Below are 15,581 nucleotides of genomic sequence, written 5' to 3' on the forward strand. Positions count from 1 at the left end.
AGGAGGTTCCCCCATGGCCGACCGTGTGAAATCGAATGATGGCAGCCGGGAGACCGAAGAAATCCTCGGCGAGAAGCCGGAAAACCTGAAGAAAGCCCCCTCTGCTGCGGGCCGCGCCGGTGGCGAGATCGCCCGCAAGGTCGGCACCCGCGATGAAAAGAAACGTCATGACGAGACATCTGCAGGCACGACGCGTGCCACGGCGCAGGACCAGGACGAGAGCGGCGACAAGGAGAAGATGTGATGGCGGTTCTGACCAATGGCACCTGGGTGTTGATCGCGGACGGGGAAAAGGCGCTCTTCCTGCGCAACTCTGTTGATGCGATCTCGCCTGCGCTTGATGTTGTGCGCAAGGACGAACAGGAAAACCCGTCAGATTACGACCAGTCCGCCAACCGTCCGGGGCGCAAGCACGATACCGGGGTCGGCCAGGTTTCGGCCATGGATGACACCGATTGGCACGAACTGGCCAAGGAGCGGTTTGCGCATGAGTTGGCTGAGATTCTCTACAAGTACGCGCATCGCGGCGCGTTCGAACGCATCGTGCTGGTCGCGGCGCCGCATGCATTGGGCGACTTGCGCAAGGCCCTGCACAAGGAGGTTCGGGACAAGGTGGTGGCCGAAATTCCCAAGGATCTCACGCATCACTCGCTCGACAAGGTCGCGACCATGCTGAAGGCGGAGCTTGACCCCAAGCTCTGAGCCGTTGGCGCGCCGTCCCGTTGCATGACACCCGCGTGTAAACTGCATCGGTTCGGCGCTTTCGCCTTGCCTCGGCGGTCTGCTTGCGGCAGCACGGAGGCAGGGTGAAACACGGGGCAGCAGTATCATGCGCGAGGTGACCAAGGGGATTATCGCGATGGTCGCGACCTGCACGATCTGGGGCCTGTCGGGCATTTACTATAAGCTGCTGGATCACATCCCCCCCATCGAGATCCTCGCGCATCGCACGCTGTGGTCTTGCGTGTTCTTCGCCTTTGTTCTGCTGGTTCAAGGGCGGATTTCCGTGTTGAGACAGGCTCTTGCGGGGCGAAAGTCAATTCTTCTGATCGGCTTTGCGGCGGTGATGATCTCGACCAATTGGTTCGTTTTCATCACCTCGATTCAAATCGGGCGTGCGATGGAGGCCTCACTGGGCTATTACATCTTCCCCTTGGTGGCGGTTTTTCTGGGGGCGATTGCCTTTCGTGAGCGTCTGGGAAAGGCGCAACTATTCGCCGTGGCGCTCGCGCTCTGCGCGGTTGTTACCCTGACTTGGGGGCTGGGTGTGCCGCCCTGGATCGCGCTCATACTGGCGTCGAGTTTCGGCCTCTATGGCCTTGTGAAAAAAGGGCTTTCTGTCGGTCCTGTGGTGTCGGTCACGGCCGAGGTGCTGCTGCTTTTACCGATTGCTCTGACGGTGTTGTGGTATGTCCATTCGGATGGAAACGGGGCATTCTCTGGCAATTGGCGCGACAGCCTGCTCCTGATGTTTTCCGGCATCCTCACCGGCGCGCCGTTGATCATGTTCAGCTATGCCACCAAGCGCGTCACCTTGGCCACGGTTGGGCTGGTGCAGTATCTGAACCCCACCTTACAATTCCTTGTTGCGACGCTGATTTTCCAAGAGGCGTTCAGCTTCTGGCACGCCGTGGCCTTTGCGATGATCTGGACCGCGCTCGCGATCTACACCACCGCGAGCCTGCGTCAGGACAGGGCGGCGCGCAGGGCTATCGTCAAATCCTGAACCGTATCAACGGGTTGAACAAAGGATTTAAGGCCGTCGCCGGCAAAACCCTCGGTGATCACATGCTCTATGATCTGCATCAGAGGTTTCCAATAATCTTCTGTATTCAATAAATAAATTGGCTTGTTGTGCAGGCCGAGCTGGCGCCATGTCAAAACCTCGAAAAACTCGTCCAGCGATCCCGCGCCGCCGGGCAGGACAACGATCGCGTCGCAGTTCATGAACATCACCTTTTTGCGTTCATGCATGGTTTCGGTCACGACATATTGTGTCATATCGCGTTTTCCGATTTCCACACCCACCAAATGCGCGGGGATCACGCCAAAGGTCCTGCCCCCTGCAAGCCGCGCCGCGCGTGCCGTGGCCCCCATCAACCCGACATCACCCGCGCCATAGACCAGCCGCCAGCCGTTTTCGGCCAACATCTTGCCGGTGTCGGTTGCAGCCTGCATATATGTAGGCCGGTTGCCCGGACGTGCGCCGCAAAAGACACAGACAGATCGTTCTGACATGGGATCACTCCGGGCTGAACAAGCGTTGCTTTGACCCCTGATAGCCTTGTTGATATGCTCCGACAACCGGGCACGGTGCCACGGCAGGGGATGTTGAATAAAGATGAGCAAAATCATCGGTTTAGGGGCTGGGCCTGCTGCGGGTGCTGTCGCTGTTGCCGTGGCGGCGCTGGTCGCTGCGGGAATGTATTTCTATCGCGGGAACGCGCCCGTCCCGGAGGCGACAGAGACGGTTGTCGTGCCTGCGCCGGAGCAGGAGCCCGAGCCAGAGCCCGCCGCGCCCGAGACGACGGCGCAGGTGCCGCAGCCTGAGCCCGAGGCCCCCGCAACGCCGAACATGCCCGCCCCGCCGGCGGTCGACACCTTCCGGTTGGAACCGGACGGGCAAATGATCATTGCCGGGCGCGCCGCGCCCGGCTGGGATGTGTCGATCCTGATCGACGAGAAGGTCATGGGCAGCGCGGCCGCCGACGGCTCTGGCAAATTCGTTCAGTTTCTCGACGTTGCGGCGAGTTCCGTGCCGCGCGTCCTGAGCCTGAACATGCGGTCCATTGAAGACGGCCGGGAGGTGAGATCGAGTGACGAGATCCTCATCGCCCCGACACCGCAACCCGCCCCTGAGAGCGCCGGAGCCGCGCCGCAGCCCGAGGCTGAGCCGGAGACGGCCGACCCCGCGCCGACCAAAACCCTGGCCGTGGGCGACGCGCCCGCGCCCGATACGACCGCAAGCGATGGCACAACCCCGTCCGAGCCCGATATGGCACAGACCGCCCCGACGCTGGCTGCGGCGGTGCCGGAGCCGCAGACCCCTGCCGTTATGGCGGAGACCGAGCCCGGTGCCGTCTTGCCGCCAGAGTCGCAACAGCCCACGGTTCTGCTTTCCAACGAGGCCGGGGTGCGCGTGCTGCAGGCACCGCAGGAGCGCGCACCGGAGGTCATGTCGTCGGTTGCGCTCGACGCGATCACCTATTCGCCGACCGGTGAGGTGGAGTTGTCGGGGCGCGGTCAGGGCGAGGGCTTTGTCAGGATTTACCTCGACAACCAGCCGATCACGACATCTCGGATCCAAGAGGATGGCGGGTGGAAAAGCGCGCTGCCGGATGTGGATACCGGCGTCTATACCCTGCGTGTCGATGAGGTCAGCGCGGAAGGCGCGGTGATTTCGCGCGTCGAAACCCCCTTCAAGCGCGAAGACGAGGCCGTTCTCGCCACGCGGAACCAGAGCCCCGAGGCACCGCGTTTCGATGTGGTGACGGTGCAGCCCGGCTCGACCCTTTGGGCGATCTCGCGGAAACGCTATGGCCAGGGGGTTCTCTATGTGCGCGTTTTTCAGGCGAATCGCGACCGCATCCGCGACCCCGATCTGATCTATCCCGGGCAGGTGTTCAAACTGCCCGATTGAGCGCGGGCTGGTCATCGACGGATACCGGGGCTATCTGTGGCCCTCGATCCGAAGAAAGGCCAGATCCCAGATGCGCAAATCCCGCGTGACGACGACCGAGGCACCGCGCAACGGCTGGGTTACCATCCGCCGCGTCGCGCCGTACCTGTGGCCCGAGGGGCAACCCTGGGTCAAGCGGAGGGTGGTCTTCGCGTTGATGCTGCTGGTCGTGGCCAAGCTGGTGTCGGTTGGCACGCCGTTTTTCTACAAGGCCGCCGTCGACGCGCTCGCGGGCGAGGGACAGGAGGCGGCCTGGATGCTGGGCATGGGGGCCATCGGGCTGACCGTGGCCTATGGCATGGCGCGGCTGATGAACGTCGGCTTTCAGCAATTGCGCGACGCGGTCTTTGCCAGGGTGGCGCAGCGCGCGCTGAGGGCATTGGCCTTGCAGACCTTTCGGCACATCCATGCCATGTCGATGAGCTATCACATCACGCGCAAAACCGGCGGGTTGAGCCGGATCATCGAGCGCGGGGTCAAAGGCGTCGATTTCCTCCTGCGCTTCCTGCTATTTTCCATTGCACCGCTGGTGCTGGAATTGATGCTTGTCGGCATCATCCTGTGGACGCTTTTCGATATCTGGTATCTGGCAGTGGTGGCGGCAGTCATCGCTGCCTACACGGCCTTTACGTTCAAAGTGACCGAGTGGCGCGTGCGGCTGCGGCGCGAGATGAACGATCAGGATACCGACGCCAATCAAAAGGCGATCGATAGCCTGCTGAATTACGAAACCGTCAAGTATTTCGGGGCCGAGGCGCGCGAGGCGCAGCGCTATGACGCGGCAATGGCAGGTTATGAGCGCGCCGCGCTACAGACTGCGCAATCGCTTGCGTTTCTGAATTTCGGACAATCCCTGCTGATCACCGGGGGGTTGATCATCGTTATGGTGATGGCGGCCATGGGGGTGCAGGATGGCACGATGACGGTGGGCGATTTCGTCATGGTCAATGCCTACATGATCCAGATCACCATGCCGCTGAACTTTCTCGGCACGGTTTATCGTGAGATCAGGCAGGCGCTGGTCGATATGGGTGAAATGTTCGAAATGTTAGAAAAAAACCCAGATGTTTCGGAAAAACCGGATGCATATGTTCTGAATGTGAAAGGCGCTGCCATCACATTCGATGCGGTGGAATTCGGCTATGACCCTGCGCGCCCGATACTCAAGGGCGTGTCGCTTGACGTGGGGCCGGGTCAGACGCTCGCCGTGGTGGGGCCGTCGGGCTCTGGCAAATCGACCATCGGGCGACTTCTGTTCCGGTTCTACGACGTGCAGGCGGGGGCGGTGCGCATCGACGGGCAGGATTTGCGCGACGTCACGCAAGAAAGCCTGCACGCCGCCATCGGCGTGGTTCCGCAGGATACCGTTTTGTTCAACGACACGATCGGATATAATATAGCCTATGGACGCGATGGCGTCAGCAAGGACGAGATCGAGAAGGCGGCGCGTGCGGCGCAGATTCATGACTTCATCACGAGCCTGCCCGAGGGTTACGCGACGCAGGTGGGCGAGCGTGGACTCAAGCTGTCTGGCGGCGAAAAACAGCGCGTCGGCATCGCACGTACGCTGCTGAAAAACCCGCCAATCCTGCTGCTTGACGAGGCGACGAGCGCGCTCGACACCCAGACAGAGCGCGAGATTCAGGAGGCGCTCGCACATGCAGCGGAGGGTCGCACGGTGATCATGATTGCGCACCGGCTGTCGACGGTGGCGGGTGCCGACAGGATTGTCGTTCTGGATCAGGGGGTTGTCGTCGAAGAGGGCACCCATTCGGACCTTTTGGCGCGGCAGGGGCGCTATGCCGCGCTCTGGCAACGGCAGGCGTCCGGGCAGGACGAGACAGCGGCGTGACTTCTGTCATGGCAGAGTTACATTTGCCGCCTATATCGCGGTCTAAATATGCTACGATATAGCACGCTTGCCAGAGGCCGAACACGATATATAGTGGCAGTCAGGTGGGGCAGTTTCACCGCACCGCTTTGAACCGGGGCCGCGAGAAGGGCAGTTCAGACGATGGACGGGGATTTCAGAACTGAATTTGTGAGAGAGCCTGCCGCGTTGCGGCAATTTCCGGCTCTGGTGCTCAATGCGGATTACCGGCCGCTGTCATATTATCCGCTATCGCTCTGGACATGGCAGGAGGCGGTCAAGGCGGCCTGGTCGGACCGGGTGGACATCGTTGCCGAGTACGACCATTGGGTGCGCAGCCCGAGTACCGAGATACGGATACCGTCGGTCATCGTCCTTCGGGATTTTGTCAGACCTCAAAAGCGCGTGGCCTTCACGCGCTTTAATTTATTCCTGCGGGACGAATTTCGCTGCCAGTATTGCGGTGCCAAGGGCGATCTGACCTTCGATCACGTCGTGCCGCGCGCACGGGGCGGGATTACAAGCTGGGAAAATGTCGTCGCGGCCTGCAGCCCGTGCAATCTGCGCAAGGGTTCGCGCAGCCTGCGGCAGGCGAGGATGAACCTGCGCAAGCCGCCGCGCGCACCGGGGGCCGAGCAGCTGCGCAACATGGGCCGCAAGTTCCCGCCCAACCATCTGCATGAAAGCTGGCTGGATTTCCTCTACTGGGATGCCGAACTGGAGGCATGAGCCAATAAAAAGGCACCCCGCAGGGTGCCTTCTAGGTCTCATGTGACACTGCGTCAGCCTTGCTTGGCGTCAGCCGGTTTTGCAGCGGGTTGCTGCTGTGTCGCCTGGGCCGGCTTGGCGGCGGATTTGTTGCCCGAGAGCGGGTCGTCCTGACGCTGCACCGAGCCTTCGAAATGCGCACCGCTCTCGATGGCGATGGTCTTGTGGATGATGTCGCCCTCGACCCGCGCGGTGGAGGTGAGGCGCACCTTGAGACCGCGCACGCGGCCAACGATGCGGCCGTTGATCACCACGTCATCGGCGATCACCTCTCCCTTGACCGTGGCCCCTTCGCCAATGGTCAAAAGATGCGCCCGGATGTCGCCCTCGATCGTGCCTTCGACTTGAATGTCGCCAGTGGTCTTGAGATTGCCGGTGACATGCAGGTCAGACGAGAGCACCGAGGCGGGTGGTTTCGCCTTGGCGGCCTGCGCCTTGAACTCGCCCGCGCTACTGTCTGGGCGGGCGCTGTCGAGACGGTTCTCGGGAGTAGCCGGTTTGCTCTCGGCGGGCTTTTGCGCGGGTTCGTTGATCTTGCTCTTAGAAAACATTTCTCGCTGCCTTGATATAGGTCATGGGGTTGACGGCCTTGCCGTCCACGCGGACTTCGTAGTGCAGATGAGTGCCGGTGGACCGTCCTGTGTTGCCCATATCACCAATTCGATCCCCGCGCGAGACCCTTTGACCGGGCTTCACGCGGATTCGCGACATATGGGCGTAGCGGGTCTCGATGCCGAAGGCATGCTCTATCTTCACGAGGCGGCCGTAGCCAGACAGCCAGCCCGCGTGGCTGACCACGCCATCGGCGGTGGCATGGATCGGGGTGCCGTGTGGGGCCGCGAAATCGGTTCCGGCATGCATGCGCCCCCATCTCTTGCCAAAGCCCGAGGTGAAACGGAACCCGCTCTTGACGGGCAGGGCAAAGGGGGCCTTTTCGGCGGCGAGCCGGTAGAGGTTGAGCTCGTCGAGGCGGCCGAGAATGCGATTGGCGCGCTCTGCATCCGGCGAAAGCGTCTCGCCGCGCGTCGAGAGCATGGCCGGCATCAGAGGGCCGCCCTGACCGGAATAGCCGCGGCGCACCGTATCGAGCAGCCTGTCGGTATTGAGCCCCGCAGCGCGGAACATCTTGTCGAGTGGTTCGACCGAGACCGCCATGGCGTCTTCGATCTGGCTGAAAATCTGGTCGTTCTGGTCCTGCAGGAGGCGCAGCTCATAGGCCATCTCATCGGCCCGCACGAGCGCCTGCTGCGCATCGGCGATCGTCTTATCTCGGGCCTCGGCGGTGTCGGCAAGCGCGGCGGACAGGAAATCGACCGTGCTGTCGCTGCCAGTGCTGCCGTTTTCGCCAACGCCGGTCTCGCCCCCCTCGTCGAGCCGTGCGGCAAGGCGTTCGGCCTCGGCCTTGGCCGTTTCGCGCTCCGTCATGGTGCGCCGCAATGTGGCCTGAATCACTTCGATGCCGGTTTCCAGTTCCTGCCGCCGCGTTTCGGAGGCGAGCAGTTCGGATTGCATCGCGGAAATCTGTTCGAGCGCGAAGCTGAAGCGTTCCTGCGCCGCCAGCGCCTCGTGCGCGCGCTTGTCTCGCTCGTCGGCGAGGGTGTTGAGCCGCATTTCGTAGGTCTGCAATTCGCGCTTGGCCTGTTCGCGGAAATTGCCTGCGCCGATCGAATCCATCACCAGCACCGAGGTGGCGATGATCGCCCAGGCTACGATGGCCGCCGCACCGCTGCACGCGATCAGCTGCGTCGCCGGGCCAAGCCGGATGAAGCGTGTGTCGGTATCGGAACGCAGGAATACCCGTCTTTCGGGAAAGTAGCGTTCGAGGAATGAATGAAGCTTGATTCCAAGTCGTGTTCTCACGCGGTCTGGTTCCTTGTTGTCCTTCCACCAAACGACGTTCTTTGAGGCACTTGGCCGACGTCTTGGGCTAGTGCTTAGCCACCGGGCAGAGTTTGGGCAAGAAATTTGACCAAATCGAGGGGGTATCTGGGCCGATTCCCGCCAAGTTGGCGGAAAATCGCCTATATTCGGCAGTGCCGTTCAACCGCGCGTTGTGGCGTTGTCGGCCAGCGGCCAGTAGAAATCCGGCGGCAGCCCGGCTTCGGCACGCTTTTCCTCGTTGAAGGGGGGCTTGAGCGCGCCGTGGAAATAGCGCCGCACGAGGTCGTGAAAGACCTCTTTGGGATCGACATCGTGGCGACCGCACAGGAAATGGAACCACTTAGACCCATAAGCCACGTGATGCACCTCTTCGGCATAGATCACCTGCATGGCGTCAACCGCACGCGTAGCACCTGCGCGCTCGAAGATCGCGATCATGCCGGGGGTCACGTCGAGACCGCGCGCCTCGAGCACCATTGGCACCACGGCGAGGCGGCCCATCAGGTCATGAGCCGTATCTTCGGCGGCGCGCCACATTCCCGCATGCGCGGGCAGGGCACCGTAATGGCTGCCCATCTCTTCGAGGCAATCGCATATCAGGTTGAAATGCTTGGATTCCTCATCTGCGGATTTGACCCAGTCGTCATAGAATCCCATGGGCATCGGCGTGTCGGTGAATCGCGCGATGATGTCCCAATGCAGATCGACGGCGTTCAGTTCGATATGCGCCACCGCGTGCAGCATCGCGATGCGGCCCTTTTCCGAGCCGGGACGGCGGCGCGGCACCTCGCGCGGGTCGAGCAGTTCGGGCCGGTCGGGGCGCGCCGGGAGCGGCGGCGGCGTGGCATGGCCGAGCGGGATGTTGCGGCCCGCCGTGCGCGCCGCAGTCCACGTGGCCGCATGCGCGCGCGACAACGCAGTCTTGTCGCGGCCATCGGCTGTGCTCAGAACCTCGACGGCCATCTCTGCAAGTGTCGGGCCGCTCACAGCCCGCGCACCGCCTCGAGCACCTCTTCGGCATGACCGGGCACCTTGACCTTGCGCCATTCGCGCGCGATGCGGCCCTCGCCGTCGATCAGGAAGGTCGAGCGTTCGATCCCCATGAAAGTCTTGCCATACATGTTTTTCTCCTTCCAGACGCCGAACGCCTCGCAGACCTCGCTCTCGGCATCCGACAAGAGCGGCACACTGAGCCCGTGCTTGTCGCGGAATTTCTCGTGGCTGACAACGCTGTCCTTGGAAATGCCGAGAACCGTCGCGCCTGCGGCCTCGAACTCGGATTGCAGGCCGGAAAAGGCGATGGCTTCCTTGGTGCAACCGGATGTGTCGTCGCGCGGATAGAAGAACAGAACCACCGTGCGCGGACGCAAGGCAGAGAGTGTCACGCTGTCGCTGCCATCGCGGGGCAGGGTGAAATCGGGAGCGGGTTGGGCTGTGTCGGACATGCGCATTCCTTGTGATCAAAATTGTGAGTTCCATATTAGCCCGTGACAGGCGAGAATAAAGTGATGAGGCAGAAGCAGGACGCAAAGAAAGCGCCCGACCGGAAAAGATGAGCGAAACCGACAGGCCAAACGACCGCCCGCCCGAAGCGGCGCCGGATCCGGTGCGCGAGCGTCGTTCCCGCCGGGCATCTCCTGCGCGCCGGGCTTTGCACCATGTCGGTCAGTTCTGCTTCGGGTGTTCGATTCTGGCGCTCGTGATCACGCTAGGATTGGTCGCGGTACTGGCGGCGGGGATCGAGGTGCCCGGATGGGTCCGGTCCGACCTGAGCCAACGCATCAACCGCGACCTGCCGAACCACGTGCTGCGCTTCGAGGGAATGGGTCTCAGCCTCGGGCCCGACATGGCCCCGAGGGTAGATCTGCGCGCAGTCTCGTTCGACGACACGAACGGGCACCGCCTCGCCGATCTCGCGGGTTTGCAGATCAGGATTTCCCGGGCGGCACTGCTGCGCGGCGAGGTACGCGCGTCGGCGATACGGCTCGAGGGCGGGCGACTCTTGCTGCGGCGCAGCGAGAGTGGCGAGTTGTCGATCGAGGTCGAGGGCGGCGGTCAACCCGCTCAGGGCACCGTCACCGAACAGATTGGCGCGCTGCTGGCGCAGCCGCAATTGGCCTCCCTGCGCGAAGTGACGGCAGAAAACCTGAGCCTGCGCTACGAGGATGCGCGTTCCGGGCGGGCCTGGTCTGCCGATGGCGGGCAGGCGAGCCTGACGCGCGAGGGCGATCAGGTGACGCTGCGCGGCAATGTAACGGTCCTGGGAGCGCGCGAATACGCAACCTCCATCGAGGTGAATTACAGCGCGCAAGTGGGCGCGAGAGCCGCGGAATTCGGCGTGCGCTTTGAGGATATTCCGGCAGGCGAGATCGCCGGACAGTCGCCCGCGCTGGCCTGGCTGGCCGCGCTCGATGCGCCGATTTCGGGGGCGTTGCGGGCTGCCGTGGACGAGGCGGGACGGCTTGGGCCGCTCAATGCCACGTTGCAGATCGGTGCGGGTGCGTTGCAGCCCAATCCGGCCACCTCGCCGATCCCCTTCGAGGCGGCACGCAGCTATTTCACCTATGACCCGGCGACGCAGACGATCCAATTTTCCGAATTGTCGGTCGATAGCGGGTGGGGCCGGGCCCGCGCCGATGGCACCGCGCGTCTGATCGGGATGGAGACCGGGTGGCCGCGCGAGTTGCAGGCACAGATTTCGTTTGCCGAGATCGTGGCCGATCCGCCGGAGCTCTACTCTGAGCCGATAGCCTTCGAGGGGGCCGCCATGGATATGCGTCTCAAGCTCGATCCTTTCGTGCTGTCGCTCGGGGCGTTGCGGCTGAACGATCAGGGCCGCACGCTGCGCCTCAGCGGCGAGGCGCGCGGGCAGCCGGACGGCTGGGCGCTGGCGCTCGAGGGGGCGCTGGATGGGATCGCGCCCGAGCGGTTGCTGGCGCTCTGGCCACGCTCGGTCAAGCCCAAGACCCGCGACTGGATCACCGAGAATGTGCGCGAGGTCACACTGAGCGATATTCAGGTCGCGCTGCGCGCCGGTGCGGGGACCCTGCCGGATTTCTTTGTCGGCTTCGATTTTGACGATCTCAGCACGGTCTACGTGCGTGACGTTCCGCCCATCGAGGGCGCGAAAGGGCATGCCTCGATCCGCGACAACCGTTTTGTCATGCATGCCGCTCAAGGCCACGTGACGGCGGCGCAGGGCGGGCGTATCGACATCTCGGGCACCACGTTTTCGATCCCCGACATCCGGATCAAGCAAAGCCCGGCGCAGGCGCAGTTGAGAACCGACAGCACCATCACTGCCGCCCTGTCGCTGCTCGATTCGCCGCCCTTCCGCTTTCTGGAAAAGGCCGGGCAGCCGGTGAGCCTTGCCGACGGACGCGCGCGGCTGAAGGGCAATCTGAATTTCCTGATGAAGGACCGGCTGACACCCGAGGAGGTGGCCTTCGAGGTGACCGGCGCATTGCGCGACCTGCGCTCGGAGACACTGGTAAAGGGGCGCGTTCTGTCCGCCTCGGCGCTCGCGGTGGAGGCCAGCAATCGCGGCATCCGGATCGGCGGTGAGGCGCGGATCGGCACGGTTCCGCTGTCAGGGAACTGGAGCATGCCGCTTGGTCCCGGCACGGGCGGGGAAAGTCGTGTGCGCGGGCAGATCGAACTGTCGGAACGCTTTGTCCGGGAATTCGGAATCGGCCTGCCGCCGGGCACATTCTCGGGGGCCGGGCAAGGCGAGGTCGAGATCGGCTTTGGCAAGGACATTCCGGGGCAATTCGCCCTCACCTCGGATCTTGCCGGGCTCGGACTGCGCCTGCCGCAGATCGACTGGGCGCTCGGCGAGGCGGGCACCGGGCGGCTCGACGTGACGGGCACGCTCGGCCCCCGGCCAGAGATCGAGGGGTTGAGCCTCGACGCCGCCGGGCTGCGCGCGCGCGGATCGGTCACGACGGCAGAGGACGGTGGCTTTGAGCGGGCCACATTCTCCAGTGTAGAGATCGGCGACTGGTTGAATGCGCCCGTCACGCTGATCGGGCGCGGTTTGGGGCGTGCGCCGCGCATCGAGATCAATGGCGGCACGTTGGATCTGCGCAGCATGACGGTGTTTGGCGGAGCGCAGAACGAGACGCCGAGCGAGGAGGGCGCGACCGGCGGCGGGCCGGTCGCGCTCCGGCTCGACCGGTTGCAGCTTTCCGACACGATCAGCCTGACCGATTTCGATGCCGATCTACAGACGGCAGGCGGCATGCAGGGCGCGTTTTCCGGTCGGGTCAACGGCAAGACGGCGATCAGCGGGGATATCGTGCCGCAGGAGGGTCGCAGCGCTTTCCGGATTCGCAGCGAGGACGCGGGGGGCGTTCTAGGGGCGGCGAGCCTGCTCAAGAGCGCGCGCAATGGTCGGATGGAGCTCATTCTCATCCCCGCGCCGGAGCCGGGCAGTTATGACGGTGTGTTGGGAATCGACGAGATCCGCATCAAGGAGGCCCCGGCGCTTGCGGCACTCTTGAACACCATCAGCATTGTCGGGCTGCTTGAACAGCTTGACGGGCAAGGGCTGCACTTTGCCCGGATCGACGCGCGTTTTCGGCTAAGCCCGACCCGGCTTGTGCTGCTCGAGGGCAGTGCGGTCGGGGCCTCGGTCGGTCTGTCGATGGACGGGTTCTACGACGTGGTTTCAAAGCGGATGGACATGCAGGGCGTGATCTCTCCGGTTTACGTGGTGAATGCCATTGGCGAAGTCTTTACGCGCCCTGGCGAAGGTCTTATTGGCTTCAACTACACGATCAAGGGGCCGGTCTCGGGCCCGACAGTCAACATCAACCCGCTCTCGGCATTGACCCCGGGGTTCCTGCGCGAGATGTTCCGCAGGCCCGCGCCGCAGGTAGAGGGCGGCGGGCCTCCCGCGATGTCGCGCCAATCCAAGCCTGACGCGGGACGGGAAAAACAGCCACCCTATGTCGGAAACGATAGATGAAACTCAGCGACTTCGATTTCGACCTGCCCGAGGCGCTGATCGCCACGCGGCCCGTCCGACCGCGCCGCGCCGCGCGGCTACTGGTGGCGCAGGGTGATGCAATCCATGATGCCACCGTGGCCGATCTTGGCCAATGGTTGCGGGCCGGTGATCGTCTGGTGCTCAACGATACCAAGGTGATCCCGGCGCGGCTGAGCGGACGGCGGCGGCGCGCGGGTGTGCAAGGCGAAAGCGAGGCGCGGATCGAGGTAACCTTGCTGGAGCCGGGGGCGGACGGCACGTGGTCGGCATTGATCAAGCCGCTCAGGAAGGTGGCCGAGGGTGAGGAGATCGTGTTTTCCGAGGTGCTCTCGGCAGTGCTGGAGGCCAAGGAAGAGGGGCAGGCACGGCTGCTGTTCAACCTGACGGGCGATGACTTCGACGCAGCACTCGATGCAGCCGGGGCCATGCCGCTGCCGCCCTATATCGCGGCCAAGCGGCCTGCGGATGCACGGGATCGCGAGGATTATCAGACGCTTTGGGCGCGCAACGCGGGTGCAGTGGCGGCACCCACGGCCTCGCTGCATTTCGACGAGGTCGTGCTCGACAATCTGCGCGCGTGCGGCGTCAACTTCACCCATGTAACGCTGCATGTTGGCGCGGGTACCTTTCTGCCGGTCAAGGTCGAGGATGTCACCACCCACAAGATGCATGCCGAATGGGGCGAGGTGAGCGCGCAGGCCGCCGCCGAGATCACTGCAACGAGGAAGGCCGGCGGGAGGGTCATCCCGGTAGGCACCACCGCCCTGCGACTGATCGAGACGGCGGCGCGCGCCACTGGTGAGATCGTGCCGTGGGAGGGCGACACCGATATCTTTATCTATCCGGGTTTTCGGTTCCGCGTGACCGATGCGCTGATGACCAATTTCCACCTGCCCAGATCGACGCTGATGATGCTTGTCTCGGCATTGATGGGCCGTGATCGGATTCGGCGCATCTATGCCCATGCCGTGGCGCTGCGCTATCGTTTCTTCTCCTACGGGGACGCTTCCCTGTTGATACCCGCATCAAACCCTGACAGGCGGTCAACAGGCGCGACAGAATGAGTCGCGATTGAAACAGACGCGCGCGTCCGAGCCTTGCGAGGCTGGAGTGGGCTGACGGAGAGATACGATGTTTCAGGTATTGTCGGGGGCTTGGGCGCTGCTCCTGGGCATGATGCTGCTGCAGGTCGGCAATGGCATGCAGGGCACGCTTCTGGGTATCCGGGGGGAACTCGAGGGGTTTTCGACCCTGGAGATGTCAATCGTGATGTCGTCCTATTTCCTCGGTTTCCTCTTCGGATCGCGTTTGGCCCCCGAGATGATCCGCCGAGTCGGGCATGTGCGGGTCTTTGCGGCGCTCGGCTCGATGATCTCGGCTGTGTTGATCCTCTATCCCACGGTGACCGAGCCCTGGGCCTGGTCGGTGGGCCGGGTGGTGATCGGCTTCTGCTTTTCCGGCGTTTACGTGACGGCGGAAAGCTGGCTCAACAATTCGGCGTCCAATGCGACCCGCGGCAAGGCGCTGTCGCTCTACATGATGGTGCAGATGGTCGGCATCGTCTCGGCGCAGGCGATCATGGTGCTGGCTGATCCGTCCGGCTATGTGCTCTTCGTGATCCCGTCAGTTCTGGTCTCATTGGCCTTCGCGCCGATCCTGCTCTCGGTCAGCCCGACGCCCGCCTTTGACACGACCAAGCCGCTGTCGCTGCGGCAGATCATGAAGATCTCGCCCCTCGGCTGCGTCGGCATGCTGCTAACCGGCGGGGTTTTTGCCGCGCAATTTGGCATGGCAGCGGTCTACGGGGGCAAGGCGGGGCTGAGTGTTGGCGAGATTTCGACCTTCGTTGCGTCCTTCTACGTGGCGGCGGTGGTGGCGCAATATCCGCTTGGCTGGCTGTCGGACCGGATGGACCGGCGCAAGCTGATTGCCGCCGTGTCGCTCGTGAGCGGTCTGGGTGGCATGGTCGGCATGATGCTGGGCGACAATTTCTGGTTCCTTCTGCTCGCGGCGTTTATTGTCGGGGGGTCGTCGAATCCGCTCTATTCGCTGCTCATCGCCTATACCAACGATTTTCTGCAGCATGATGACATGGCGGCAGCCGCAGGCGGTATGGTCTTCATCAACGGGCTGGGCGCGATTGCCGGGCCGCTGATGGTGGGCTGGATGATGGGCGTCATGGGGCCGGGGGGGTATTTCCTCTATATCTCCGTGCTGATGTTCGCGATGGTGGCCTATGCAATCTACCGCATGACGCAGCGCGCCGCGCCGACGGTCTCTCAGACCGAGACCTACATGCCGGTATCGCCGTCATCGTCGCCAATGGCCGTCGGATTTGCGCAAGAAGCCGCCATTGAGAGCGCACAGGAGGAGAATTCGTCGTGATTTGCTAT

General features: G+C 63.3%; 14 protein-coding genes. 9 read left to right on the top strand and 5 right to left on the bottom strand.

The window, feature by feature from the left end; genetic code table 11:
* Window positions 1–13: 13 nt before the first annotated feature.
* The 3 genes from BHD06_RS02155 to rarD all read left to right on the top strand — a co-directional run bounded on the left by BHD06_RS02155 (window position 14) and on the right by rarD (window position 1,726).
* A complete protein-coding gene (locus tag BHD06_RS02155) occupies window positions 14–244 on the top strand; it encodes a hypothetical protein (protein ID WP_080455317.1) in 231 nt (76 codons plus the stop codon).
* Window positions 244–702 (top strand): host attachment protein, encoded by a 459-nt coding sequence (locus BHD06_RS02160; protein WP_080455318.1) that lies wholly within the window; start codon window positions 244–246, stop codon window positions 700–702. Before BHD06_RS02155 ends, BHD06_RS02160 begins: the two co-directional genes overlap by 1 nt.
* Window positions 703–829: 127 nt before the next feature.
* Window positions 830–1,726, top strand: coding sequence for an EamA family transporter RarD (rarD, locus tag BHD06_RS02165; RefSeq protein ID WP_080455319.1), 897 nt, complete (start codon window positions 830–832; stop codon window positions 1,724–1,726).
* On the opposite strand, the gene BHD06_RS02170 is transcribed toward rarD, so the two are convergent.
* Window positions 1,687–2,238, bottom strand: a complete 552-nt coding sequence (locus tag BHD06_RS02170) for a TIGR00730 family Rossman fold protein (RefSeq protein WP_080455320.1) — start codon at window positions 2,236–2,238, stop codon at window positions 1,687–1,689. The genes rarD and BHD06_RS02170 overlap by 40 nt on opposite strands.
* A gap of 103 nt (window positions 2,239–2,341) precedes the next feature.
* Here BHD06_RS02170 and BHD06_RS02175 point away from each other — a divergent pair, with 103 nt between their 5' ends.
* The 3 genes from BHD06_RS02175 (at window position 2,342) to BHD06_RS02185 (ending at window position 6,278) form a co-directional block, all read left to right on the top strand.
* Complete coding sequence (locus BHD06_RS02175; RefSeq protein WP_254892276.1) at window positions 2,342–3,640, top strand: LysM peptidoglycan-binding domain-containing protein; 1,299 nt, start codon at window positions 2,342–2,344, stop codon at window positions 3,638–3,640.
* A gap of 70 nt (window positions 3,641–3,710) precedes the next feature.
* The gene (locus BHD06_RS02180) at window positions 3,711–5,531 is read left to right on the top strand and encodes an ABC transporter ATP-binding protein/permease (protein ID WP_080455322.1); all 1,821 of its coding nucleotides are present in this window, start codon (window positions 3,711–3,713) and stop codon (window positions 5,529–5,531) included.
* A gap of 162 nt (window positions 5,532–5,693) precedes the next feature.
* Window positions 5,694–6,278, top strand: coding sequence for an HNH endonuclease (locus tag BHD06_RS02185; RefSeq protein ID WP_080455323.1), 585 nt, complete (start codon window positions 5,694–5,696; stop codon window positions 6,276–6,278).
* Between the two features lie 53 nt (window positions 6,279–6,331).
* On the opposite strand, the gene BHD06_RS02190 is transcribed toward BHD06_RS02185, so the two are convergent.
* The 4 genes from BHD06_RS02190 to BHD06_RS02205 all read right to left on the bottom strand — a co-directional run bounded on the left by BHD06_RS02190 (window position 6,332) and on the right by BHD06_RS02205 (window position 9,643).
* Window positions 6,332–6,868: a polymer-forming cytoskeletal protein gene (locus BHD06_RS02190; protein WP_080455324.1), complete on the bottom strand. Its 537-nt coding sequence runs from the start codon at window positions 6,866–6,868 to the stop codon at window positions 6,332–6,334.
* On the bottom strand, window positions 6,858–8,177 hold the full coding sequence (locus tag BHD06_RS02195) for a M23 family metallopeptidase (protein ID WP_176214258.1): 1,320 nt from the start codon (window positions 8,175–8,177) through the stop codon (window positions 6,858–6,860). Before BHD06_RS02195 ends, BHD06_RS02190 begins: the two co-directional genes overlap by 11 nt.
* Window positions 8,178–8,357: 180 nt before the next feature.
* The gene (locus BHD06_RS02200; protein WP_080455325.1) at window positions 8,358–9,161 is read right to left on the bottom strand and encodes a ferritin-like domain-containing protein; all 804 of its coding nucleotides are present in this window, start codon (window positions 9,159–9,161) and stop codon (window positions 8,358–8,360) included.
* A 20-nt stretch (window positions 9,162–9,181) separates the two neighbouring features.
* Complete coding sequence (locus BHD06_RS02205; protein WP_080455566.1) at window positions 9,182–9,643, bottom strand: peroxiredoxin; 462 nt, start codon at window positions 9,641–9,643, stop codon at window positions 9,182–9,184.
* A 107-nt stretch (window positions 9,644–9,750) separates the two neighbouring features.
* On the opposite strand from BHD06_RS02205, the gene BHD06_RS02210 reads away from it, so the two are divergent.
* The 3 genes from BHD06_RS02210 (at window position 9,751) to BHD06_RS02220 (ending at window position 15,573) form a co-directional block, all read left to right on the top strand.
* Window positions 9,751–13,167: a DUF3971 domain-containing protein gene (locus BHD06_RS02210; RefSeq protein WP_080455326.1), complete on the top strand. Its 3,417-nt coding sequence runs from the start codon at window positions 9,751–9,753 to the stop codon at window positions 13,165–13,167.
* Window positions 13,164–14,252, top strand: a complete 1,089-nt coding sequence (gene queA / locus BHD06_RS02215; protein WP_080455327.1) for a tRNA preQ1(34) S-adenosylmethionine ribosyltransferase-isomerase QueA — start codon at window positions 13,164–13,166, stop codon at window positions 14,250–14,252. The genes BHD06_RS02210 and queA overlap by 4 nt, the downstream gene beginning before the upstream one ends.
* A gap of 67 nt (window positions 14,253–14,319) precedes the next feature.
* Window positions 14,320–15,573 (top strand): MFS transporter, encoded by a 1,254-nt coding sequence (locus BHD06_RS02220; RefSeq protein ID WP_080455328.1) that lies wholly within the window; start codon window positions 14,320–14,322, stop codon window positions 15,571–15,573.
* Window positions 15,574–15,581 lie beyond the last annotated feature (8 nt).

The sequence above is a fragment of the Roseovarius sp. A-2 genome (assembly GCF_002072155.1).
In the GTDB taxonomy this organism is placed as follows: domain Bacteria; phylum Pseudomonadota; class Alphaproteobacteria; order Rhodobacterales; family Rhodobacteraceae; genus Roseovarius.